This window comes from Sphingobium rhizovicinum, from assembly GCF_042647625.1.
In the GTDB taxonomy this organism is placed as follows: domain Bacteria; phylum Pseudomonadota; class Alphaproteobacteria; order Sphingomonadales; family Sphingomonadaceae; genus Sphingobium; species Sphingobium rhizovicinum.
Map to the genome: position 1 here is coordinate 2949842 of NZ_JBHRVU010000004.1, position 21989 is coordinate 2971830.

Annotated in this window: 34 protein-coding genes; 2 read left to right on the top strand and 32 right to left on the bottom strand. The window is 64.0% G+C overall.

Annotated features, from left to right (window positions below; genetic code table 11):
• The 28 genes from ACFOKF_RS15370 to ACFOKF_RS15505 all read right to left on the bottom strand — a co-directional run bounded on the left by ACFOKF_RS15370 (position 1) and on the right by ACFOKF_RS15505 (position 18907).
• The gene (locus ACFOKF_RS15370; protein ID WP_380796733.1) at positions 1 to 969 is read right to left on the bottom strand and encodes a hypothetical protein; all 969 of its coding nucleotides are present in this window, start codon (positions 967 to 969) and stop codon (positions 1 to 3) included.
• A gap of 12 nt (positions 970 to 981) precedes the next feature.
• Positions 982 to 1347: a DUF2190 family protein gene (locus ACFOKF_RS15375; RefSeq protein WP_380796734.1), complete on the bottom strand. Its 366-nt coding sequence runs from the start codon at positions 1345 to 1347 to the stop codon at positions 982 to 984.
• A complete protein-coding gene (locus tag ACFOKF_RS15380; RefSeq protein WP_380796736.1) occupies positions 1344 to 2432 on the bottom strand; it encodes a phage protease in 1089 nt (362 codons plus the stop codon). The genes ACFOKF_RS15375 and ACFOKF_RS15380 overlap by 4 nt, the downstream gene beginning before the upstream one ends.
• Positions 2433 to 2571: 139 nt before the next feature.
• The gene (locus tag ACFOKF_RS15385) at positions 2572 to 3078 is read right to left on the bottom strand and encodes a phage virion morphogenesis protein (RefSeq protein ID WP_380796737.1); all 507 of its coding nucleotides are present in this window, start codon (positions 3076 to 3078) and stop codon (positions 2572 to 2574) included.
• Between the two features lie 87 nt (positions 3079 to 3165).
• The gene (locus ACFOKF_RS15390) at positions 3166 to 4404 is read right to left on the bottom strand and encodes a phage minor head protein (RefSeq protein WP_380796739.1); all 1239 of its coding nucleotides are present in this window, start codon (positions 4402 to 4404) and stop codon (positions 3166 to 3168) included.
• Positions 4404 to 5984: a DUF935 domain-containing protein gene (locus tag ACFOKF_RS15395; protein WP_380796740.1), complete on the bottom strand. Its 1581-nt coding sequence runs from the start codon at positions 5982 to 5984 to the stop codon at positions 4404 to 4406. Before ACFOKF_RS15395 ends, ACFOKF_RS15390 begins: the two co-directional genes overlap by 1 nt.
• 124 nt (positions 5985 to 6108) lie before the next feature.
• Entirely contained in the window at positions 6109 to 7860 is a 1752-nt protein-coding gene (locus ACFOKF_RS15400) for a hypothetical protein (RefSeq protein ID WP_380796741.1), read from the bottom strand.
• Between the two features lie 178 nt (positions 7861 to 8038).
• A complete protein-coding gene (locus ACFOKF_RS15405; protein WP_380796743.1) occupies positions 8039 to 8623 on the bottom strand; it encodes a DUF3486 family protein in 585 nt (194 codons plus the stop codon).
• Entirely contained in the window at positions 8620 to 9285 is a 666-nt protein-coding gene (locus ACFOKF_RS15410) for a DUF2786 domain-containing protein (RefSeq protein WP_380796745.1), read from the bottom strand. The genes ACFOKF_RS15405 and ACFOKF_RS15410 overlap by 4 nt, the downstream gene beginning before the upstream one ends.
• A complete protein-coding gene (locus tag ACFOKF_RS15415; RefSeq protein WP_380796746.1) occupies positions 9282 to 9587 on the bottom strand; it encodes a hypothetical protein in 306 nt (101 codons plus the stop codon). The genes ACFOKF_RS15410 and ACFOKF_RS15415 overlap by 4 nt, the downstream gene beginning before the upstream one ends.
• Complete coding sequence (locus tag ACFOKF_RS15420) at positions 9532 to 9828, bottom strand: VpaChn25_0724 family phage protein (protein WP_380796748.1); 297 nt, start codon at positions 9826 to 9828, stop codon at positions 9532 to 9534. The genes ACFOKF_RS15415 and ACFOKF_RS15420 overlap by 56 nt, the downstream gene beginning before the upstream one ends.
• Complete coding sequence (locus tag ACFOKF_RS15425) at positions 9825 to 10115, bottom strand: DUF2730 family protein (RefSeq protein WP_380796749.1); 291 nt, start codon at positions 10113 to 10115, stop codon at positions 9825 to 9827. The genes ACFOKF_RS15420 and ACFOKF_RS15425 overlap by 4 nt, the downstream gene beginning before the upstream one ends.
• A gap of 73 nt (positions 10116 to 10188) precedes the next feature.
• Positions 10189 to 10800: a hypothetical protein gene (locus ACFOKF_RS15430; RefSeq protein WP_380796750.1), complete on the bottom strand. Its 612-nt coding sequence runs from the start codon at positions 10798 to 10800 to the stop codon at positions 10189 to 10191.
• Complete coding sequence (locus tag ACFOKF_RS15435; RefSeq protein ID WP_380796752.1) at positions 10797 to 11018, bottom strand: hypothetical protein; 222 nt, start codon at positions 11016 to 11018, stop codon at positions 10797 to 10799. The genes ACFOKF_RS15430 and ACFOKF_RS15435 overlap by 4 nt, the downstream gene beginning before the upstream one ends.
• Before the next feature lie 55 nt (positions 11019 to 11073).
• Positions 11074 to 11634 carry a lysozyme gene (locus ACFOKF_RS15440; protein ID WP_380796753.1) on the bottom strand — a complete coding sequence of 187 codons (561 nt, stop codon included), beginning with the start codon at positions 11632 to 11634 and terminating at the stop codon, positions 11074 to 11076.
• Positions 11635 to 11738: 104 nt separating this feature from the next.
• Complete coding sequence (locus tag ACFOKF_RS15445; RefSeq protein ID WP_380796755.1) at positions 11739 to 12119, bottom strand: hypothetical protein; 381 nt, start codon at positions 12117 to 12119, stop codon at positions 11739 to 11741.
• 100 nt (positions 12120 to 12219) lie between these two features.
• Positions 12220 to 12945, bottom strand: a complete 726-nt coding sequence (locus ACFOKF_RS15450) for a gp16 family protein (RefSeq protein WP_380796757.1) — start codon at positions 12943 to 12945, stop codon at positions 12220 to 12222.
• Between the two features lie 2 nt (positions 12946 to 12947).
• Entirely contained in the window at positions 12948 to 13319 is a 372-nt protein-coding gene (locus tag ACFOKF_RS15455) for a helix-turn-helix domain-containing protein (protein ID WP_380796759.1), read from the bottom strand.
• Positions 13316 to 13483, bottom strand: a complete 168-nt coding sequence (locus tag ACFOKF_RS15460) for a hypothetical protein (RefSeq protein ID WP_380796761.1) — start codon at positions 13481 to 13483, stop codon at positions 13316 to 13318. Before ACFOKF_RS15460 ends, ACFOKF_RS15455 begins: the two co-directional genes overlap by 4 nt.
• Positions 13480 to 14463, bottom strand: a complete 984-nt coding sequence (locus ACFOKF_RS15465) for an AAA family ATPase (RefSeq protein WP_380796762.1) — start codon at positions 14461 to 14463, stop codon at positions 13480 to 13482. The genes ACFOKF_RS15460 and ACFOKF_RS15465 overlap by 4 nt, the downstream gene beginning before the upstream one ends.
• Before the next feature lie 75 nt (positions 14464 to 14538).
• A complete protein-coding gene (locus ACFOKF_RS15470; RefSeq protein ID WP_380796763.1) occupies positions 14539 to 16512 on the bottom strand; it encodes a transposase domain-containing protein in 1974 nt (657 codons plus the stop codon).
• Positions 16509 to 16961 (bottom strand): hypothetical protein, encoded by a 453-nt coding sequence (locus ACFOKF_RS15475; RefSeq protein ID WP_380796765.1) that lies wholly within the window; start codon positions 16959 to 16961, stop codon positions 16509 to 16511. The genes ACFOKF_RS15470 and ACFOKF_RS15475 overlap by 4 nt, the downstream gene beginning before the upstream one ends.
• Positions 16954 to 17148 carry a hypothetical protein gene (locus ACFOKF_RS15480; RefSeq protein ID WP_380796767.1) on the bottom strand — a complete coding sequence of 65 codons (195 nt, stop codon included), beginning with the start codon at positions 17146 to 17148 and terminating at the stop codon, positions 16954 to 16956. The genes ACFOKF_RS15475 and ACFOKF_RS15480 overlap by 8 nt, the downstream gene beginning before the upstream one ends.
• A 2-nt stretch (positions 17149 to 17150) precedes the next feature.
• Positions 17151 to 17402, bottom strand: a complete 252-nt coding sequence (locus ACFOKF_RS15485; protein WP_380796768.1) for a hypothetical protein — start codon at positions 17400 to 17402, stop codon at positions 17151 to 17153.
• On the bottom strand, positions 17399 to 17659 hold the full coding sequence (locus ACFOKF_RS15490; RefSeq protein ID WP_380796769.1) for a hypothetical protein: 261 nt from the start codon (positions 17657 to 17659) through the stop codon (positions 17399 to 17401). The genes ACFOKF_RS15485 and ACFOKF_RS15490 overlap by 4 nt, the downstream gene beginning before the upstream one ends.
• A complete protein-coding gene (locus tag ACFOKF_RS15495; protein WP_380796770.1) occupies positions 17656 to 18372 on the bottom strand; it encodes a hypothetical protein in 717 nt (238 codons plus the stop codon). The genes ACFOKF_RS15490 and ACFOKF_RS15495 overlap by 4 nt, the downstream gene beginning before the upstream one ends.
• Positions 18369 to 18584 (bottom strand): hypothetical protein, encoded by a 216-nt coding sequence (locus ACFOKF_RS15500; RefSeq protein ID WP_380796771.1) that lies wholly within the window; start codon positions 18582 to 18584, stop codon positions 18369 to 18371. Before ACFOKF_RS15500 ends, ACFOKF_RS15495 begins: the two co-directional genes overlap by 4 nt.
• Positions 18581 to 18907 (bottom strand): hypothetical protein, encoded by a 327-nt coding sequence (locus ACFOKF_RS15505; protein WP_380796772.1) that lies wholly within the window; start codon positions 18905 to 18907, stop codon positions 18581 to 18583. Before ACFOKF_RS15505 ends, ACFOKF_RS15500 begins: the two co-directional genes overlap by 4 nt.
• A 24-nt stretch (positions 18908 to 18931) precedes the next feature.
• On the opposite strand from ACFOKF_RS15505, the gene ACFOKF_RS15510 reads away from it, so the two are divergent.
• Positions 18932 to 19168 carry a hypothetical protein gene (locus tag ACFOKF_RS15510; protein WP_380796774.1) on the top strand — a complete coding sequence of 79 codons (237 nt, stop codon included), beginning with the start codon at positions 18932 to 18934 and terminating at the stop codon, positions 19166 to 19168.
• Between the two features lie 62 nt (positions 19169 to 19230).
• On the opposite strand, the gene ACFOKF_RS15515 is transcribed toward ACFOKF_RS15510, so the two are convergent.
• From ACFOKF_RS15515 to ACFOKF_RS15525, 3 genes are all read right to left on the bottom strand, one after another.
• Positions 19231 to 19545, bottom strand: coding sequence for a hypothetical protein (locus ACFOKF_RS15515; protein ID WP_380796775.1), 315 nt, complete (start codon positions 19543 to 19545; stop codon positions 19231 to 19233).
• Between the two features lie 106 nt (positions 19546 to 19651).
• Positions 19652 to 20644, bottom strand: a complete 993-nt coding sequence (locus tag ACFOKF_RS15520; protein ID WP_380796776.1) for a hypothetical protein — start codon at positions 20642 to 20644, stop codon at positions 19652 to 19654.
• A 2-nt stretch (positions 20645 to 20646) separates the two neighbouring features.
• Positions 20647 to 20916 (bottom strand): hypothetical protein, encoded by a 270-nt coding sequence (locus tag ACFOKF_RS15525; RefSeq protein WP_380796777.1) that lies wholly within the window; start codon positions 20914 to 20916, stop codon positions 20647 to 20649.
• Here ACFOKF_RS15525 and ACFOKF_RS15530 point away from each other — a divergent pair.
• Positions 20915 to 21625 (top strand): helix-turn-helix domain-containing protein, encoded by a 711-nt coding sequence (locus ACFOKF_RS15530; protein ID WP_380796779.1) that lies wholly within the window; start codon positions 20915 to 20917, stop codon positions 21623 to 21625. The genes ACFOKF_RS15525 and ACFOKF_RS15530 overlap by 2 nt on opposite strands.
• Here the strand turns inward: ACFOKF_RS15530 and ACFOKF_RS15535 are convergent, their stop codons facing one another.
• Positions 21626 to 21871 (bottom strand): hypothetical protein, encoded by a 246-nt coding sequence (locus ACFOKF_RS15535; RefSeq protein WP_380796780.1) that lies wholly within the window; start codon positions 21869 to 21871, stop codon positions 21626 to 21628.
• Positions 21872 to 21989 lie beyond the last annotated feature (118 nt).

Below are 21989 nucleotides of genomic sequence, written 5' to 3' on the forward strand. Positions count from 1 at the left end.
TCAGGCCACCGCATTCTGGATGAAGTAGCCCACATCCTTGGCGATGATCTCTTCCTTGACCCGCTCGCCCGAACGGATGCGAACACCGCCTTCCAGGCCGATGTCCTTGTCCTCGATACGGCCGGCGATGCGCGAGCCATATTGGGCGGTCAGGCCATAGGTGATGCCGCCGGCTTCAGGCGTGGCGATCGGGTTCACATGGAGCAAGCTGATATGCTTGCCCCAGGCGCGCGACAGGGCGGCGGCCTGACCGGGCTTGGCGGTATTGTACCAGCTGTCGCCGACAATCCATTCCGTAATGCCTTCGTCGCGGAACAGTTCGGTCCACTGGGCCAGGGTGATGATGCCGCTGCTGGTGACATTGCCCTTCACCGCATTGACCACATCGGGATGCTTGTTGACCACGCTCCAGACCGCACGGCCCATCACCCCGATATTGGGGCGGAACACCAGCGTGGAGTCGCAGCCGCGCGAGACCACACCGATCGGGTCGCTATTGACGGTGTCGGAAAGCTGGCTGGTCCCCGACAGCGTAACCTTGCGCCCGACCGAATAATTATTGGCGTTCTGGATCATGCCGGCGACGCGCACTTCGCGCTGGTTCAGCATCGCGTCGGTCAGCATCATCGTCGCATGACCTTCGGGGTCGAAGTGCGATGTGCCGGCCGCGCGCGCCTTTTCGGCCGCGTCGATGTCGCTATAGGGGATCGGCGCGTCCAGGCCATAATCCTTGACGGCGCTGGTCCGCTCGATGCCGCCGAACTCCAGCTGCTGGACGCGGCCCTTGCGACCGACTTCCGCGTCCGGGACGTTGAAGCCTTCCTCAAGCGGATATTCGGTCCACTTGAATTTCTCGGCCGTCACGTCGCTGCGCGGCAGCACCTTGTCGGCGACATAGTTGACGCTCGGGTTCATGTACCCGATCGCGATGGCCGTAAGGCCGGCGTCTGTTACGAATGGACGATCCATGAAGTCTCTTCCTCAGTAGCGGGAGTGGGCGGCGAAATAGTCGATGATGTCGTCGGCGACGCCGGGCTGTTCAGCGCGACCGATGACGCCGTCGCCGGCCGTGGTGGTGGCGATGGCCTTGCCGTTGGCATCGCTGGTCAGCCAGTCGCCGGCATTGACCGTGCCGCCCAGCTGGACGGGGTTGAGGCCGGAACGGTGCACGTCCACCATCTCGCCCGCCGCGCTGGCGCCGACCTTGCCGGTGGTGCCGATGATTGCCTGGGCCGCCGCCGAAGCGACATTGACCGCAGAACTATTGGCCGCGTCGGAGAAGCGGACGATGCGATAGGCGGCGATCGCCGCAGCCGCCCGATAGGAGCGGATAAAACCGGTGATCATTTGTGCTTACCCTCCTGGACCGCGCGCACGGCGGCGGCGATGCTGATGGTGTGGCCCGCTTCCGCCTGCTTTTTCTGGTAGGTGGCGGCATGCATGGCGATCTGCGTCGGATCTTCGGCGGCGTCCGCCTCGACCGCGCCGGGCGTGATCCCCAGCTGCGCGCCGGCCTTCAGGACCGGCATGCCGTTGATCAGCTTTTCCGCCCGCGTCGGGTTCTCCTGGTGCATCGCGATATATTCATCGCGCACCGGCTTCAGGCCGACCCGGCCGGCGGCGATCGCGCCGTCGACAAAGGCGGTCGCCGCCTTCTTGGCATTGTCGCCGCGCAGATCGTTGAGCGCGGTGGTGAGCGTGCCGACCTCGGACTGGAGCGCAACGATGCGCGCATCCGCCCCTTCACCGGCCTTGAGCTTCTGCACGCCGGTGACGACGCTGGCGGCGTCGGCGGTGGCGGTCAGGCCGATCGCGGTCGCGATCGAACCGATGGCGGACTGGAGCGCCGTCATTTCGGCGTCCGGTTTCGCCTCCAGCTTCGCCTTGATCGCGTCCATGATGGCCGCGTCGTCGGCGTCGCTGCCCAGGCCCAGGGCCTCAAGCAGCTTTGCACGAAAATCCATATGCGTGTCGCCTTCCTGCTGATGAAGGGTCTTGAGACCCGTAAAATTGGGGGCATTGACCAGACTGGCCCGAAGGATTTGGGTGATGGTGCCGTCCGCGCGGTGCGCGATGACCGGCGAAATGCCGCGATATTCTTTCCAGATGCGCCGCTCGATCGCGGCCGGGGTCCATTCCGGCTTGCCCCAGATGCCATCCTCGCGCTGCTGAAGGTCGATGATCCAGGCGCGGGCCGGGGCTTCTTCGCCGCGCGGCGCAGCCAGATCAGTGGAATGACATTCGTCCAGGACGAACTTGCCGGGGCGGATCGAGGCCGCCATCAGCGCGACAAGGTCCGACGCGCGATAAGGGCCACGCCCGTCTTCGGTGAGGATTTCACCGACCGGGCAAAGATGCAGCCATTCGGGGGCCTCATCGCTGGGCGCGATGGACACCGAACAAAGGGCAATCTGGGGGAGCGGCTTCGACATGCCGCATTTCTGCCTGCGCCGGACAGGCCGAACCATGACCGCCGACGCGGCCATGATCCTTGCATATGATGGGAGAGGCGCTCGTTACGGGCGCGGCGGCAACTTGCCACCGGACTCCCGCAAAATCAATCGACGCGGGCTAGCCGTTAAAACCGTTGGCCAGGAAGGCTTGTTCCAGATGCTCGTCGGCAATGTCGATGATGTTGGCCTCGTCTTCTTCCGACAGGCCCAGCCAGGGACGGGCCGGGATGTCGCCCCAGGGAATGGGGCCGCCGCGTGGCGACTTTCCGAACGCGCCCTGTTTCGCGCCATCCTGCATCACCGCCGAATATTCCAGCGCTGAGCCGATCTCCACGCTCTGGGCGTCCGCATAGTGGGCGATCTCGCTCGACAGGCGCTTGGACGGGCCGATCAGCGGATCGGGCCGATCGCCATCGCCGCGCGCCTTGTAGCGGTCGATCGTCGCCTGCTTCTTGGGCGTCCAGGCCGTGCCGTCCGGCGCGATCCCCTGCTTGAACCGTTGCTTGGTCGCTTCCACGACATATTCGCCAATATCCTGGTGGATCGGCGTCATGTCGGACAGGCGGCGCGACACTTCGCCAAGCCCCTGCGCCACCAGCTGATATTTGAAATCGACCTTTATCATCGCTATATGATCCCTGTCCCGGCCGCATCTACCTGCGGGCAAATACCCCGAAACGTCTGGACGTAGTGGGGAGGCGGCCGGGAAACCTCATTTACGAACAAAGAAACTCAGCAGCGTGAAGGTGCGCCGCTTCGCCCAATATTCCCAGCGCGTGACATAAATTTCCCCGCCTATCTTCAGCACGATTTCGAAGACCGGCAAGCGCCGACTGGCCGACCGGCCCACCATCCGCATTTTGCTGCCATGCTGGATGATCTGGGGAAGCCGGGCAAAGTCGTCGGGCGTTACATCACGCTGCCATTCGTCGGCCTCAACGCCATGGCGGTTCTTCACATGCTGGATTTCATCGGGAGACAATGAGAAATCGAAGAGGGAGGCATCGACGTCCAGCGCCTCGCGCACCGCAGCAGCCTGCACACTCTTGACCAGCCCCAAGGTGCGCCCCGGTTCTGGCTTGGGCCGGCCATCCCATATGCGCTGCGCTGCGCGCCGCGCATCGTCGGCAACCGACGGCAGGGATCGATAGCTTTCCGCCAGCGCGTCGCGCATTGCTTCCGGCACGCCCTCCATGAAACCCTTGCCGATCCGATAGTCCCAGTTGCGGATTTTCTCGGCGCTGGCCTTGACGATCGGCGCGACGCTTGCGCCAGGCGCATAGTCCCAGTTGCGGCCAGCACCGAACGGCGCGCCCGTCTTTGGGTTGATCCGGTCCCAGCCATCGGGGAGTTTCTTGTCCGGGTCGCCGCCCAGCCGCTTGGCCGCGCGGGCGCTGCGCGCGCCCACGACATAGCAGCTGCATCCCCAGTCAGACGGCGGAAAGAAGATTTGCCAAAAGGGATGGTCGGGCGGCAGGCATAGCCCGTCGAATACATGCAGATGCTCGTGCCGGGGGTCTTTCGAACCGCCGTGCCGATAGACCCATAACTCGAAATTGCCCGCCACCAACTGGGCGTAGCGCCCGGCCGAATAGCTGGTCGACGCATTGGTCCGGTAGATGGTCCGCGTGCGCCAGGCTTCGCCGCCCACGCTCCCTTCGCCCGTCCAGCCATGCCAGCCATGGCGCGCGACGATCGCGTTAAAGTCCTTGCGGAAGGCGTCGAGACTCTTGCCCTCTGCGATGGTCCGGTCGACGGCGACGGCCAGATCGTTCAGCAGATCGGCCTTTTGCGCGCCGGCCACCATGAAGCCGGTGTCATGCTGCTCGCGCTCCAGATCGTCCCAGAATTGCGTCGGCACAAGATTGCCGAGCTTGCCGCGAAAGAAGGCGACCTGTTCGGTGAAGGGGCGGCGCAACACGCCCGACATGGCGCTGGCCTGCGCTGGCATCAATCGCCCTCGATGTCGAAGCGCCCGGCCGCATGCGCCGCGACCAGGCCATCGCCGATCTTGTCGGCCATGCGCGCGATCGGCAGGTCGCCATAGGCCGCGCGCAGCATTTCCCCGAACTCGCCCAGGTCGCTGGCCGCCGCCAGCATCGCCTCGATCTGCTCCAGCAATTCGGCCATGTCCGGCTGCGTCTCGCTGTTGAGGCGGTCGCCGATCGCGTCGGCCGGCTTCACCGCAGGCCGGGCGTTTGCCGCCTGAAGCGCCTGGATCAAGCGCTGGCTGGGCAGATCGATGCGGCCGCCATCCATCGCCGGCTGCGATGCGGATGGCGCGTGCAGCAGCTCGGCCGTCTTGTCGGGGTCGGACAGGCCCAGCTTGTCGCGGACCTCGCTGGCCTGGACGCGCATGCCCATCGGCACCAGCGTCTGAAGCGCGCTCATCAGCCCTTTGATGTCTTCCTGCTTGGGACGCGCAATGCGAATGCGCGGATAGGCTTGCTGCGGCCCATATTCCAGATCGACCCACGGGCGGACCAGGTCGCGGTTGAGCGAGGCGGCCAGCCCTTTGCAATCGGCCGTCTCGATGTCCTCGCGAATCCCGTCATGAACCTTGTTCCCGCCATCGCCCAGGCCGCCCTGTTTGCCGTCGGTTGTGCCGGTCTGGCCCAGCACCGCCTTGCTCATCTGCCGGTCCAGCCAGTCGGAGCGCTTCTCGTACAGGTCGCTGCCCGGCCCGACATTCTTGCTCTCGATGAAGGCGATCTCCATGCCTTCAGGCACGATCGCCGCGCAGTCGCCCGCGATATTGGCGACGGCGCGGAACAGGGTCGCCTTGTCTTCATCGCTCGCCCCGGCCCGGAACTTGCCGATGCGAACAGGCTGGCCATAGGTTTGCGTGAAGATCGCCCAGTCGCGTTGCGTGAACGCCTTGAACATCCACGCCCAGGCCGCGATCCGCGCCAGGCCCGATCGAACCGGCAGGCCCGACTTCGCCTTGACCGTATGGCGGATGAACTTGAACGGCGGCAGCGGGCTATCCATGCCCCGGCCGGTCTCGCCGCCGCGCAGCATCGGCGTGCGCCCGTCGCGCGGGTCATAGGAAAACCAGCGCGGATCGCGCCATTCCAGCCGCAGCGGTTGCCACTGGCCCGCGCTCTGGTCCCAGATGATTTCGGTAAAGCTGTCGCCTTTGCCGACCGCGTCGAGGATGTCGAAGGTTTCGTCGGCCAGTTCGTCACGATCGATCCAGCGGCGGATCATGTCGGCGATCGCCACGTCCTGGGCGCTGTCGCTGGCGGCGTCCACCGTGGCGTCGATCTGCGCGACCTGGCGCTTGCGCGTGCCCAGGATGCCGACATAGTGAAGGTCGCGTTCCTCGATCTGTTCGGCCAGCTCGAAATAGTGGAGCGGACTGCCCATGTCCGCGCCGCGCAGGATGTTCGCCAGCCGCACGGGCGTCATGCCATCCGCCGGATAACCGCTGATCGGCGATCGCACGCTGCCCACCATCGGGCCGGCGACTTCGCTGGTCATGATCTCCTTGCGCAGCGGTTGCCCGCGATGATCCACCAAGCCGGTCATGCCCGTCGCTCCAACATCGATTTCAAAGGGTTTAAAAGGGGGGCTACAGCGCCAACAGCGCGTTGGACCGCCCATCGTGCCATTGCAGCGCTGTTGGCGCTCCTTGGGCTTCTACGGGCGCGGTTCATGGGAAGCCGCGATAGCGGGTGCCAAGCGGCGGCCGCCACCATCCCCGCGCCGCTTCATCGGCCTGGCCGAAGATGCCGTGCGCGTCCTCGCCGCCGTCCAGGGCGCTGCGCACCACCGGCACCGGCTGATAGCCATATTCGATCGCGCCCTGGCGTGATGCGTACCAGGCAAGGATGCCCGCGATGCCGGCGTCGCCGTGGCGGTCGAACCCGTCGCCGCCCTTGTACCGGAAGTTTTCGGGCACGCGGATGATGCCATCGACATATTGCAGCGCCTGGTGATCGCGGATGATGTCGTCATCACCTGCGACGACGATCGACCCGTCCGCGAACGCCTCGACATAGGGCAGCGAATTTGCGCCATACCAGCCGGCATTGAGCTTCACTTCGCTGACACGCGCGCCCCATTTCTGGCAGGCGACTTCGGCCAGATATGCGCCGTTGCCGGTGGCGTCGAACGCGGCATGGCCAAAACGGGGCAGCGCGTCCCCGATGTAGAAGACGACATCGCGTTGGGTTTCGAAAGGCACGTTGCGAAGCTCGATCACCAGCTTGCCGCGCCGGACCATGTCCTGGCCCAGCTCGTTGATCATGATGACCGACCCGTCGCCGCTGCGCGCGAAGTCCTGCCCAAAGTCATGGCGGCGATCGGGATCGAGCTTGTCCAGGTGCGGCCGCAGCTTGTCGCGCAGCCATTCTTCCACGATGCGCTTGCGCTCTGCGGCCGGCGCATTCTTGAACGCATCGGGCAGCGCCCAGCGCAGGACGGGGATCGAACGATCGCTGGCATTCTCGATCATGACGCGGGTCAGAGCGGAGCCGACCGCGTCGGACGGGATGGCGTCCAGCTCCTGCTGCATCTGCGCCGTGCGGACGCCATAGGCCCCACGGATCAGCGCTTCCCATTTGTCCTGCGCCTCTTGCGTCCATTCCTTGCCGCGCGTCAGGCAAACGCGCTTGTACAGGCCATTTTCAACGGCCTTTGAAAAGGGGATGAAATGGAGGCTGTAGGGGACCTTGCCCGCCTTGGCTTCGCGGATCAGTTCGTTGAACGGGTTCAGCACGCCGTTATGCGTGCTGATGATCCTGATCTTGCCGCCCCAGATCAGCAGCGCGTTGACCGCGTCCAGGACTTGCCGGACATCCTTGTGGAATGCCGCCTCATCAATGACGACGATTCCCTGAAGGCCGCGAATATTCTCCGGCCGCGACGACAGCGCCTCGACCCGGAAGCCCGATGCAAACTTGACGCGATAGGCGCTGATGAATTTGGAGGTGCCGTCGTCGAGCTGATCCTCGAACAGGAACTCCTCGACCTCGACCAGCTCTTTCGCGACGATCTTCGCGAAATGGGCGACATAGCCGATGAACTCGCGGCCCTTGTCCTTGGTGTCGCCGATGTAGAAGACATTGTCGCCACCCGCCGCGCGAGACGACGACGCGATGATCGTGTCGTCCAGCGCCTCGGCATAGGTGATGCCGGTGCGGCGGCCCTTCTCCCCCAGCTTCAGGTCGGACTGATCCTCCAGCCACTCCTTCTGGTGGTCCATGAGGATGCCGGCCGCCAACGGATCATGATCGGCGGGAAGCTCGAAGCCGCGCGGCAGTTCCGGCGGCAGCTTGTCGATCTCGCGCGACAGCACCGGCGCGACCGGCGCGACCTTGGGCATAGGCTGCGCCGCGCCCGCCAGTGCGGTCGCCATGGCGACGCCGGCCGCGAGAAGGGATTTACCCTTGGGCGGGATCATGAGCGGAACGTCCAGTCAGTTTTGCCGCACCGCGTGCATTCAAACTCGATAAAGGCGGGCTGATCAAAAATCGGTGTCGATGGCAGGGCGCGCACCGACCTGCGACGCCAGGCATGAATGCCGATGCGGCAGAGCAGTCGGCCAATCATGCCACCGCCCGTTCGACCGATTGACGCGCTCATATCCGCAGCCCCAGAACATCGCGCCTGATCTGCGCCGCACGCTCGGCCGACAGCCCGGCTTCGGCCGCGACCTTCTCGGCCTTGTCCGCCGCCTTCTCGATCTGGGCGGCCGCGCGCTCTTCCAGCTTCTTGCGCAGTTCGTTGGACGCCTTCTGGGCCGACACGACGGAAGTCAGGGCACGCGCCATCTCCATCACCGACTTGCTGTCGACCTGGCCCTTTTCCAGATTTTCATAGATCGCGACCTTGATCATCTCGGCCACGGCGACCGTCACCTGGTCAGCGCCATCGGTGCCAAGGTCCGCGACGATCTCCGACGTGATGTGGCGCACTTCGTCCAGCTTGCGGAACTGGATCGACTTGCGCACCGCCCACCGGCTGAACGCCGACTTGCTGACACCCGCGATTCCCCGATCGGCCAGCCGCTTGTTGAACTCGACCACGATCGCGGTCTGCGGCATCGATCGGTTGCGCAATTCCTCGATCGCCCAGGCCAGGTCGACATCGGCTTCCTCGGGCAGCTTGTCGAGGGTCGACAGCCAGCCGCGCCCCTGGCGGCGATCGGCATCTTCCGCGCTCATGCCAGCAACTCCTGGCGCGTCGATCCCACCGCATGGTTCAGTTCGACCTTGCGCCCTGCGTCCCAGCCGCGATCCCGGTCATTCTCCGCCACGCCCCCACTAGCGGCAGTGCTTCGGGGGGAAAGAGCCACGGTCTTGAAGCGATGCGCGATGTAGGCACGGACGATGTCGCTCATTTCTGCCTGAGGGTAGAGCGCCGCGATCTTGTGATGAACGGCAATAACCCAGCCTTCGCAATAGGCATCGGCCCGTGCGGTCTTGCGGCGCGCAGTCTTCACCCGCTTCAGCGCAGTGGCCATGTAGGCGGTGCGGGCGCGCTTGAGTTGCCGATACAACGTACCGAAAGCATAGGAGGCGATTTCAGGATTGGGCGACAGGCCGACGAAGGCCCAGCCACTATCGCCGCAGGAAATAGCCGTCGTCGGGATCGCGCGCGCGACTGTCGTCGCCAGCAGCGTTTCCCATTGCGTCGGCGTCCACGCTCCGCTCCCCTTGACGCGCGATTCCCCGGCGTCGATCAGATCAACGTCGGCCTGGTCGAGGCCATATTGGTCCATCAACCGACGTACCGTAGCGAGCGCGGCAGCGGCCTCATGCTCGTTGGCCGATTTCGACATGGCCAGGCACTTGCGGATTTTGGCCAGCAGTTCTTGCCTGGTCATGAAGCCTCCGGGCGGATGTTGGAAGACTGGCGCAGAGTGAACCGGCCATCGGGACAGATGCGCAGATCGGCGCGCCAGCCATGCGCGAAGCGGGCAACGACGCGGCGCGGTTGGCCAGCCTTGTCGAGGTAGCCATAGACCGTCTCTGGCTCGCCTTCGGGCAGCGTCACCCCCGCGCGAACCAGCAGAGACAGGGCCTTGTCCGGCAGAAAGATGACCTTGCGCAGTCCCCGGCGCTTGCGCTGCTTAGGCATCGTCGGACGGACGGGTGACGCCTTCGATCCGCTCGCGGCGTTCGACATGGTTGCGGCCCAGCGTCCTGATCTGCGCGATCATGACGGTGCCGGCTTCCGTGATGCGGACGGCCTCCAGTTCGGCGAGCTTGCGCAACTGGGTGCGCACCCACTCGCGCGACCGGGTGATGGCGAAGGTTTCCAGAACCCGCATCAACGACACTTCGTTGAGCCGGCCGTCGACCTGCATGGCCAGTTCCTTCAGGATCACCAGGCGGCCGTCTTCAGCGGTCTTGTCCTCGTAGCTCATGCTTTCTCTCGCAGATAATCGTCCATGCGGCGGACGTTGTGGGACATGTTGGAAATCTCGCTGTCCTGGCGGCCGACCATGCCCAGCACCTGCTCCATCTTGAGCGCGAGCGTGCCCATGTCGTCCTTGGTCGGCAGATGCTTCAGCCGCTCTTCCAGCGTGATCTGCTTGTCCTCGACATGGTCGAGGCGCGTTTCCAGCTTCTGGACCTTGTCGGCCGCAGCGCTCTGGCTCTTGGCGTGCCAGGTCCAGATGAAGTTCGCGATGCTGACCAAGATGGCTAACATGGGGAAAATCCCGGCTCCGTTACTCACAATTTCCCCCGCTTCATCAGGACTTGAAAACATTGTTGAAGGCCCTTCAGGGGCGATTGACGGCGATCGACGCGGCCCGCTTCCAGGCGTCGATCAGATGCTCCAGCCGAACCGTATTTTCCGTCACGGCGTCGATGTCGGCCCCATCCACGACGGCCGCGTCACCGGGCCGCAAAGCTCCGGTGGACAGGGCGGGAAGGCCGGACATTCCCGCGCCGCCGCCACAACCGGCACCGCCGGCTGCACCCGCTCCGCTGCCCTGGCGCAGGCGCTCAGCGACAAGAGCGCGAGCAGCGGCCAGATCGGTCTGATAATCATGCGTCACCTCCGACAGGGTGGCGGTCCATTCGTCCTGGACGCGCCGGATATTGTCCTGATCGAGCCGGGCCGCCTCGATCCGCGCAGCGCGCACCAGCGCGACCAGCTTGCTCATCTCGGCTTTCTGCTCGACAAATTTGCCGTGCCAGGCGGCGGCCTGGACGCGGCGGTCCTCAGCCAGGTCGCGGGCCATGCCCAGCATCACCCACAGCCACAGCGACAGCAGGATCAGCGCAGCGATCAGCAGCCGGATCGGCCGTTCGGCCAGCCACCGGATCGTCTGCGCGATCAGCTCGATCGCGAGCGAGGGCACGAAGCGAAGCCACTGGAGCGCGGTCATGCCGCCCGCCTTTGCCGACGATGGCGGCGGCGGGTGCGGCGGCTGACATGCAGCCGATTGGCCTTGACCTTGCGCCGGGCCTGCTCGCCCTTGCTGCGCTTCACGCCATAGCCCGATGCGACCAGCGCGGCGCGGCGCGCGCGTTTGCGGGCATTGGCAGGGGGCGCTTCCACCGGGCCGATCGGAACAACCTGACACCGGCAGTTCGATGATGCCATGGCCGGCATCGCCATCGCGGCATGGCCAGTCCCGCCAGGATATTGAACGCGCGCCTCATGCCGCCACCTTCACGGTCAGCGTGCGCTCTGGCGGCAACAGGGTGAAGCAGGCGCGCATTTCGTCATTGCGGCGGTTGACCAGGCCGGTGATGACGACACCGCCAGCCTTGTTCCACAGGGCGAAGGCGTTGCATGCGGCGTACCAGTCGCCGACCTTGAACTGGCGGGCCATGGTCGAACCGCAATAGCCCTTCACCCCGATATTATAGGCGACGCTGATCGCGGCCCCCAGCTGGTAGACGGCGCTGGCGATCTGCGGCGTGCAGGCCAACACGCCCTTGCCGAAATCGCCGGTGATGGCGGTGCGCAGGAAGGTGCGGCACTGGGCCAGCGTATAGCGCTTCATCGCCACCCGCGTTTCGCCGGTGCAGACGGTCCAGACGCCGACAATATCCTTGTAGGGAACCAGCCTCGGCCCCGCTGCGCCATCCTCCCATTTCTGGATCAGGCCGGCGGCGACCTCGGCGGCCGGATCGCTGACCGCGACCATGGGCGCGGCGACCAGCGCTGCGCCTGCGGCCGCGCCGATGAAGGCGGAACTGGTCCGGTCAGCCATGGCCGGGAACCAGTTGACGGAAGGGGAGGTTTTGCGCTTTGTCCATGCCCGCATAAGCGGCCATTGACAGCTTTCAATCCATGGCCGCGTCGGCGGTCGTCACCTCAGAAAAACGAAAGTTGGCGGTCCTTGTCGCTACCCTTTTCGGGCAGGCTATGCATGCGCGCGAACAGGCTGTTGACGCCCGTTTCCGTCATGCCGAGCTTCGTAGCGATCTCGCCATTGCTCAATCCGGCGGCGCGATGATGCCGGGCGCGAAGGCCGCGAGCAAGAGGGACGCGCAGATAGTCAGGGGATTTACGATCGGACAGCTTTTGCGCGGCTGTCATGCCGACAGCCTTAGCGATCTCGCCATCGGCGTCGATCTTGCGTGGGACATAGAGGCGGCGACCACCGAAATTCTCGGCGAGCGCAATGAATGCGCGCTCGCCAAGCAAGGCCACCAGTTCGGCGACCAGATGTTCGGAGGTCACACGCCGGCTCACCGGGCGAACAGCCCGAATAGCAGGCCGAGCAGGAAGGCGCACAGCACCATCCGCGTCGAATGGCCATGGCCATAGCCGCTGGGATGCGACAGGCGGCGGGTCACTTCACCACCTCGTTGAACGCGCCCTGGCCGCCATGGTCGCGCAGCTTGCGGCCCAGCGCGGCGGCGATCCGCTCATAGTCCTGCGTCGTGAACAGTTCGCCTTCCGGCACGATGCCGGTCAGACGGAACGCCGCTTCGCGCAGGGTCCAATGATCCTTCGCGATTCCCGCGCGCACCAGCTTGACCAGGATCGCGTCGCAAAGGCGCACTTTGAGCGCATGGACATAATGGACCTTGGCCAGCCCTTTGGCCGACTGGTCCCAGCCATGGCGTTCCGCCCATTTCTTCAGCGCTTCGACCAGCTTTTCGCCCTGGTTCCGATCGGCCCACTGGAAGCGGGTGCATTTGAGCTGGCGCTTGGCGAACGTCTCCAGCCCCTTGTCCGCCCGGATCGCGGCGTCCGGTTCCTCGCGCACCGCGCACAGATGCGACAGGCTGATCCACATCACCCGCGCCTTGCGCGCCAGGGCATGGTCGGCGCGGGGGCGCTGACCGGGCTTCTTTGCAATGCTTACGAAACCGCGATCCTCGAAATGGGCGACCACTTTGCGCAGCTCCGGGATGGTGCAATGCTTGGCGCTGTCGGTGCCCGCCACCTGGATCAGCACGCCCTCATAGGTGCCGTCATCAAGGCCGAGCTGCTTCTTGGCCAGATGCACCTTGGCCAGCAGGATATTGCGGGTCTTGTCGGTCGGGGCGGACGCCGCTGCGGTCGATGCCATGATCAATCCTCCTGAAGATCGCGAAAATGTTGCAGCAGCCGATCGGTCAGCCGCTTGAAGGCCGGATCGCGCAGCCGGAAATCCTCGCCGCGGCGATGCGCGTCGATGATGGTGGTGTGATCGCGCTGGCCGATCGCGCGGCCGATGACGGTCGTGCTGCCCAGCTTCAGCTCCACCGCCAGCCAACACACAGCAGCGCGCGGGCGGAAGAAAGCGCGAGCGCGTGACGGGCCGGTGATGTCGCGCCGGTTAACGCCGGTGTGCCAGGCCACCAGTTCGATCACCGCCGCGATGCGCTGATGCGACGGCGGCACGATCAGGCGCGCGACCATCAGGTTCAGCGCCGAGCGGACGGCGGGATCGAGCGCCGTCATTGCACCGCCCCCAACCCGAGCGAGAGGATCAGCATCACCATGACGATGCCGGTCGCAAACAGCGTGCCGAACGCGAGCGATGCGCGTTCGGTCGCGGTCAGCGGCAGGCCGGTGACGGGATCGGTGAGCAGCGCATGCCGCGCCCTGGCCAGCACCCGCTTCATGCCGCGATCGGCCGGCTGGCGCGCTGCGCGAAGGCCTCGGCGACATGCTTGCGGGTCAGTTCCTGTCCCTGCGACCGCGCGATCGTGATCGCATTCTCCAGCGTCCAGGTGCAGTCGCGCAGGCCGCCCGGCCGCGACGCGATCTCCTTGACCAGGTCAACCGCCTTTTCATCCTCGACGCCCCATGCAGCGGCCAGAGCCTCGGCGTCTTCGGGGTACGCCTGCGGGATCACGACGGTCTGCGCTACGCGGCTGAACAGCTGGGCCAGATAGGGCGCGGTGCGGGCCTCGCCTTCCATCTGGGAAGAGACATGCTCGTTGCCGATAAAGGCGACGCCGACGCTGATTTCGTCCCACCAGCCGCGAATTTCCTCCAGCATGTCCAGCGTCAGATGCTGGGCGTCATCGAACATGAGCAGTGCGCCCTTGTTCTTCAGCTCGGATACGACCCAGCGCGACAGCGCATCCGCCGAACCGCGCGCCGACTTGTTGCCCAGCGCGATCAGCACGGCGGTGCAAAGCGCGCTGATCGTCTTCATCGACTTGCGGCAGCGGATATAGATCGCGTTGGACGCCCGGTCGCCATATTCGCGCGCGGCTTCCGTCTTGCCGATGCCGGGAGGCGCGACGCACACGACGATCCGGCCGCGCTGCGCCCAGGTGAGCAGGCCCATGACGATCCGCGACGCCTTGGTGTCGAAGAATTTCGGCTTCTCCGGCGCGTCGATACGCAGCTGCTGCTGCGCCAGCAGCGTCTGGCGATAGCGATAGACATCGAGCGCGATCCGGTCGTTGCCGCCCAGATATTTCGACTTGTTGTAGTTACCGGCGCAGAACATCGACAAGGTCGAACTGGGCCGATTGATCGGCGTTTCCAGCCGCGACCAGCTGAAACCCGTCTCGCGCTTGTGCGCGATCAGCCATTCGCGCTGATCGTCGATGAAGTCGTGGGTGGTCTCTATTTCGTTGACGTTGTTCATGATACTCGCATCCTCGTGCTTGAAGGCACGGGCCGCGCGGACGGGCCTAGGAACTTGACCGCGCGGCCCAAATTGTCAGTCCACCACCCGCAGCATCCCCACGGCCGACACGAACTGGTCGAGCTGCGGGTTCTCAACGGGGGCTGGAACGGGCTTTGAAGCGGCTTTGAGCGCCGCATTTCCACGGAAGCGCGCGGGCCGCAGGACATTGGCCTCCAGTTCGACCGGGGCGGCATCGGCATAACGGCGCTGCGCCTCGATCTGCTGGGCGTTGAGCAGCCCTTCCTGATCGCGCAGCAGGCGCACCGTCTTGCGCATGTCGCCCAGCGTCTTCTTCTGGCGCTTGGCGTCCTCGACGCTGTCGAACCGCGACGCGCCGACCCGATCGGCGGTGCAGATATAGTCGCCCGCCATGGAGTAGACATGCACCGGCAGCGACAGATCGTCGGGATCGAAGCGGATGGTCAGCAACTGGCTGGCGTGCCGGCTCAGTTCCCGCGACCAGTAGCGATTGCCCACGATCTTGACCGCGCCGTCCTTTCGGTCGGCCTTGATCTTCTCGCCGGTCAGCAGCGCCAGGCGCAGATGCTCTTCGCTGGCCCGGCCGATCGGCGAGGCGGCGTAGCTTGCCTGGAAAGCCCCCTGATAGCTGCCGCCGTTGACGGTTTCGGTGCGGCGGCCTTCCTTCTCATTATAGGCGGCGATGCCATCGCGCACGACCTGCACGAAGATGGCGAGCGGCACCGCCTTCGTGCCGTAATTTTCCGGCTTATTGTCGATATGGTTGCCGGTGTACGCGCCAGAGCAGCGAACATCCTTGGCGATGAAATCCGCCAATGTGCGGAACGACCGCTCGATCGGCTTCGACTGGCCGCTATAGGGCTGGGCGAACTGGACGCCGATGCCGAGCGAGGGCAACAGGCCCATGGGATCATCCTCGCGGATTTTGAAGCGGAAGCGGTTGCGTACGCCGCCCGTCACCCATTTCGATGCGAAGGCCCGGCCATTGTCCATCAGGCAGCGATTGGGGATGCCAAAGTCGCGGAACAGGTCGGCAAAGGCCATGCGGGTGAGCAGCGCGCTTTCCGTGTCGCCGATCCGCCAGGACAGCATCATGGAGCTGTAAACGTCCTGGATCGCGACCATCATCGGCCGCGCGATGATGTCCTTGCCCTGCGCATCCTTGCCGAAATTGACGAAGACATCGAATTTATGGCCGTCGATATTGACCATATCCATGGCGAACATATGCGCCTTGCTCCTTTGCTGGGGGGGAACCATGCCGCGCACCGCGTCCATGCCCTCGCGCATGGCGATGACGACGCGGGGATCGACCTCGCGCTGGAGCTTGCGGAGCAGCGTCTTTTCGGAAGGCAGTTCGATGCCGCGCGGCGCGGCATAATATTTCATCGTGTTGTAGCAGCAGCTGCTGAAGGTCGGCCGTTCCGGGCGCAGATATTCAGACTTCAGATACTGCCACGCGCCATCATCGATCTCGGCTTCCTTGCCGCCGCCCTTGCGACGGGGCGCGAGCGCGGGAAGGTAGTCGGCGCGGCGCACGCCCTTCACCAGCCGGAGGTAGCTGTAGATCGTCTGGACGCTGTCATTGGCCGCCTGCCGGGTCGCGGCCGCCGCGCTGGTCCGGTTCATGCCGGCCGCGATGAAGCTTTCGAACATGTCGATGATGCCGGCCCGGCGCTGCGCCTCGGCCTTCACCTTGTCGCTCTGCATTTCATACCAGGCCCAGCCATGCGCCTGGCGCGCGATCGACACGGCGTCTTCATCGTTGGCGGGCATCCAGGCGAGGCCGCGCCGCACCAGATCGGCCTTGGCGGCATCGGGCAGCAGCGAAATATGATATTCGAGTCCCGCGCCGCGACCCTTCGCCGGGCGCGCCTTGGGCTGGCCATTCTCATCGACTTGCAGCGCCCAGCGTTCGGCCTTGGCGCGCTCGTTGATCTTGCGCTTGGATTTGGGCAGTCCCGGCAATCCCAATGTCTCCAGTTCCAATGACGTGAACCAAATTTTCCCGCCCCCCAGTTCGATCATTTCCGGCGATTCCTCGTGATGGTCGGATGCAGCCGCGCCAGGTCTTTCCGGCGCTGCTGGAGCTTTGCGATTTCGCTATCGATGTGGCCGATCTCGGCCGTGTAGATTTCGTCGCCGACCAGCACCGCCGCGCCGATCGGCCGCAACTCGCGGTCCAGAAGGTCGAAGCGGTTGGTGACGGCGATCAACGGGCGCAGGCGCGCGAAGCTGATATTATGGCCGTCGCGCGCGGGGCTGGCGTAGGCGTCGAGCATGTGCTTGCTGACCTCTTCGTCCAGCAGGATGCTCATCTTCGCCGCGATTAGCCCGCGATCCTGATTTTTCAGGGCCTCCGACACCATGCCCGCGATCTGCGCGTCCGATCCCGCCAGCGCGGCCGGCTGGGTAGCCGGTGCGGGGGCATCGAACGTGAAGGCGAACTGGTCGATCGAGGCGCGCGGTTTAGCCATCGTTCCCCTCGAAAATCGCGGACTCGCGATCGCCGACGAAAACGACCGCCATGTCCTTCAGCGTGTAGACCTGGACGCGCTCATGCGGCGCGATCGGCGGCGGGCCGGCGCGCTTCTGGTCGAGCCAAGCGATGATGGCGTCGGCCATTTCCGCCGAAATGCCGGGGATATGTTTGACGTTCGACATGGTCAGTCCCTCATCCACCAGTAGGGGGAGGCAGCCTGAAAATCGGCGGCTTCATCGATCACGAAAAAGCCCTGCTTGCCGTTGATCTGGCCGTCCTGCTGCGCAACGGATTGCTGCGCCCGTTCGCGCAGACGCGCGCGCTGGTCGGCATGGCGGCGGCGCAGCTCCAGGATGGAGCAGCCAGCTTCCATCGCGGCGCTGAACTCTTCGCGAGCACGACGGAAGCGATCGGCGTCGGGCAGGGCGGCGGTCATGCCGCAGCACTCTGCTTGCCGCCGCCCAGATTGTTGGGCGTTTGGTCTAGGATCAGATCGAAGCCGCCAAAGTCGTTTGTCCGGCTGAAGGACAAGCGGTTGATGACAATCAGAAACGCACGGCTCGCTTCATCGTCGCGATCGACATAGCTGCGAGCGGCGTGGAAGGCGTGCCAGCCTGAAGTGCCCAGCACTAAGCCGATCGGCTTCGTCGGTGCCGCGTACATCGCGGTAAGAATGTCGGTCAGGATCGTCACGCGGCAATCTCCTGTTGCAGGGGAGGAAGCACGCCCACCCGGCGCAGATCGAAATCACGATCGATCAGCTTTTGCGCGGCGGTACGGGGCGGGATGATGCGGGTGATGGTGTCGGTGGCGGGATCGGTGATGTCCCAGACCAGCCACATGTAATCGATCGTGCCGCGCTTCCACGCGGTCATCTTGCCCTTGGCGTCGGTCGCGCCCAGTTCGGTGCCGGGCGGCATCGAAGGGCGGTCGCAGAACTCAAGTTTCAGGTTAGGCGGGAACTGCTGGAAGAAGTCATAGCGGCCCTCGCACGCGCGCCACCGCAGGGGCACAAGGATGCAGACCTTGCGGCTGGCGAGCGACAGGGCGCGGCGCACGAAACGCTCCGCGATTCCCTGCGCGCAGCCATAGGGAATATTGGCGACGATCGAGAGGTTGGGCCAATATTCCATCGTGTGACGCTGGTCGCCAAGGAAGTCATGTTCGCCCAGGAACAGATGCTTGGGCGCGCTGGGCAGCCAGCGATTGACCAGGTCCGTTCCCGTTGTGACGAACCCATTACCCGCGAAGGCGCACGGGATCGTGCCCAGACCGCAACATGGGTCCCAGACGACATGATCAGGGTCGCGATCGAACGCGACCATCTGCATGAGCGCTTCAACGGTCCATGACTGTTCGACATACCAGTCCTCGGGGTGCCGGTCAGGGCGCGGACTGGCGGTCATACGCCCAGGCTTTCTGCGACGAATTGACGGCCAGCGACGGTCAGCATCCAGACCTTGCTGGTATGGACCTTGCCGTTCGCGCCGAACGCAAGGTCGCCAGCGACAAGGTTCATCTGCTCCAGCTTGACCAGGTCGATGGTCGCCCACGGTGCGATGATCCACCGTGTCGCGAGGATGCCCAGCAGCTTGATCTGCTTGTTGGTCAGGTTCACAGCCGCCGCCCTCCAACATACTGGACAGCATGGCCGCCAGCATAGGCCGTGGTCGCCATCGACGCGGCACCGGTGCGCGGCACCCGCCGCAGAAACTCCTGCGCATCGCGGAAGGCGATGCCATATTCCCGGTTGAGCCGATCCTGCTCTTCGCTGGGCGCGCGACCATGCGCCGCCGTCGCCGCGTTGAACGCCGCCAGCAACGGATCGCGGATTTCCTCCTTGGGCAGGGCGAACCAATGGTCCTTGCAGAACCATCCGCGCTTGATCAGGGTCGAACACCCGTCTTTCGCGCACTTGGTATGGTGGCGGGCACCGATCATGTGTCGATCCAGGAGAAGAGAGAAATGGACGAAGCTACCGCAAGGCGGATCGAGCATTTGGAAGCGCAAGTGCATGCGCTGACGCAGTTGCTGCTATCCCACATCGTCGCCTCCGACCTTCCGGTGGCCGAAGAGGCGCTGCAAATAGCGGCGAGCCAGCGAGACTCCTGCTACACAGGAGGGCTGACCGAAGCCGGCATGCTGTTGAGCGACATGATCGGATCGGTCGCCGAAGTCCTTGAACTTCCCTACCGCCCCTGACCGGGCAGCGATGACACGCTCGCGCGCCCGCTTCGGGTCCTCAAAGCCCATTCGATAGCCGCTCATGCCACACCGCCTTCCAGCATGGCGGCCATGCGCAGCAGCCCTTCGGCCATGCTGCGGCAATGCTCGGCGGTCATCTGGCGGTAGACGCCCTGGTCGCGATTGATGCGCAGGGCGATCAGCCCCAGCATCTGGTCATCACGTTCGAACAGGGACACCGCGATATTGGAGGCCGGCACGCAAAGCGCGCGGGTCCGATCTCCAAAGCTGACAGGAATTTGCTCGCCCGAATGCTGGATCGCTTCCACGACGATTTCCTGATCGTCGCTGACCTTGTACCGACCAAACTGGTCCCAGCGTTTTTGAACGCTCATGCATCCCTCCCTTCGGAAAGTCGGCCGCCATGCACCAGCATCAGGGCAAAGGCGGCATGGCCCACGGCCGCGCAGACGGCGGCGGCGATGATCGCGGCGGCGGCGCTCACAGCCCCAGCTCCGCGATCCGGCGGTTCAGTTCGTCGGCAAAGGCTTGAAGGGCCTTTGGCTTTAGCGCCGCGACAAAGGTCGGTGCCCAGCTGCGCTGGTCCGCCAAAGACAGCCGCTCGATATTGCTGGCCGCATTGTCCATGAACTTGGTCGCGCCGCTCTTCGCCGCGCCGGACACCCGACCTTCGCCCTGACCGGCCATCGCATCCGCCAGCGACATATCCGGCGCGGCCAGCATATCCTCGATCACAGCGCGGCGGACGGCTACGTCCTTCAGCGATGCGATCTCTCGCAAAGCAGCTGCGTTTTCGCCGACAATCGGATGGGTGGCGAGGCCGCGCCACAAGTCTGGGAAGGGCGCGATCAGAGCGCGATGGAGGCCGATGTCACGCCGCACCGATCGAGCCGTCATACCCATCGCTTCGGCAACGCTTTCTTGCCAGCCATATAGTCCGGACAAGATGTCCGCAGTATAATCAGCCTCTGCTTCGTCGAGGTCATCGGATCGAACGACGTTTGGTGCCTTGGCTTTGGCCTCGGCCCACCGCTTCCGAATACCGATCTGCTGGGCGGTCAGATCGCCATGCTGCGCCGCTAGTCGCGCCTCAGCTGCATCGGCAATAGCGCGCACGAAACTGGCGCGCTCCAGTGGACTGCGTGATCCGCGTTGAACATTTTCGTCCGCCTCGATCCGGCGAAGCGTAACAGCGTCACCTTCAGTTTCGAGGGCGTCGAGCATCAAGCCTTCGCACTCCGCTCCATAATGGCGGTGGCGGCCGACGACCAATTTCCACGGGGTCGCTGCCTTGGGGCCGTTTCGCACGATCTGGATCGGCTCGATCTGGCCGTCTCGCGCCATCAGCTTGCCTAAGGCGGCACCTTTGTCAGGATGGAAGGCACCCAGACGGTCGCCGATAGCAACATCGCTGGGGTGCACTTTGATGACGACACGGGCCGTTTCCACGACCTTCTTCGCTGCGGTAGCCATGTCTATCGGGCCTCCGCATTTTGACGGTGCGTTTCCGACGTTTCGGAATTATGGTCCAACATTATGGACTCGCCCGCCAACTGCCCGTCGCGCCGCGCGCGCTTCATCTCCGCTTCAACGAGCTTCCCTACGGGTGCATTCGGTCGATCGCGGAGCCAGTCGACCAGCGCCTGGTATTTGATGCCTTTCTTCGCCGCGAACTTTCGAACGCTGCCATGCCGCTTCCGAATGGCGGCCTTAATATCCTCCCGATGGAGGGATTGAACGAGCATGTCTAAAGCCTCGGTCGTTAGGTCCAACAAATTGGACCATAAAGATGAAGATTTGGACCGTCAAGCGCCCGCTGCGTTTGGCGAGCGTTTGCGTGAGCGTGCTGCGGAAATCGGATTGGGAATGGCCGAAATTGGCCGTTTGTCCGGCATAAAAAAGCAGTCGATGTCGGGCTACTGGAATGGCGATCGGCTCTGCGGGTCCGATAAATTATTCTCTTTGTCCGATGTATTGGGCGTCAACGCCCGATGGCTTGTTTCGGGAAAAGGTCAAAAAAGCGGTGGCGATCTAATCGCCGTTGAAGACGCAGACTGGGAGCCGGTCCCACTTTTCGATCTTCGGAATGTGACCGACACGGGCAAAGGCGAGCCGCTGTCCTGGACGCCTTTCCGAAAAGACTGGCTGCGCAACAACCTCGGAACGGCGTCCGATCTCTACCTGGTGAAGCTCATTTCAGGCTATCGCGGACGAATAGAGGATAACCACCTTTATGAAGGCGATTTAGTATTCGTGAGGGAAATCACGATGGGAGAGCTGGCAGACGGAAATATCGTCATTTGGCGGCGCGATGGCGCGCTCAAAGTTGCTCGCTTTGCGGTTCAACAGCGCGACCGCGATCTAGGCGACATTATTTATCCTGGCGAGGTTAGCGAGGACCAGTTCGTGCCAGTTTGCCGCATCTATGCAAAATTTTTACAGCGGGTCGGATAATCAGTATTTAACATCCGTAAGGCCACAATCGAGGTCGGCCGTAGATTTCCATTCCTGATATTTAGGCTCGTTGCTGTCGGATAGATATGCAGCCGCAACAGCTTTGGCTTGCGCACATCGGGCAACATAAGGTTGGAATTTTCCCTGAGATTCCCGAACTACGATTTGATACTTTTCCTCTTCCTTAGCGCCAGCGTCGGAGCAGGCGGCCAGGGTGCAGAGGGCAAGGATCACAAAGCTGCGCATTCTCGATAACTCCACGATTCGCACGGATCGTACAGGCAACACGTTAAAACGAAAGATCGCTGTCGCCGCGCCTGTCCTGGCTGTTCCAATTTGACTCATTTGTTCCTCATATGTTCTT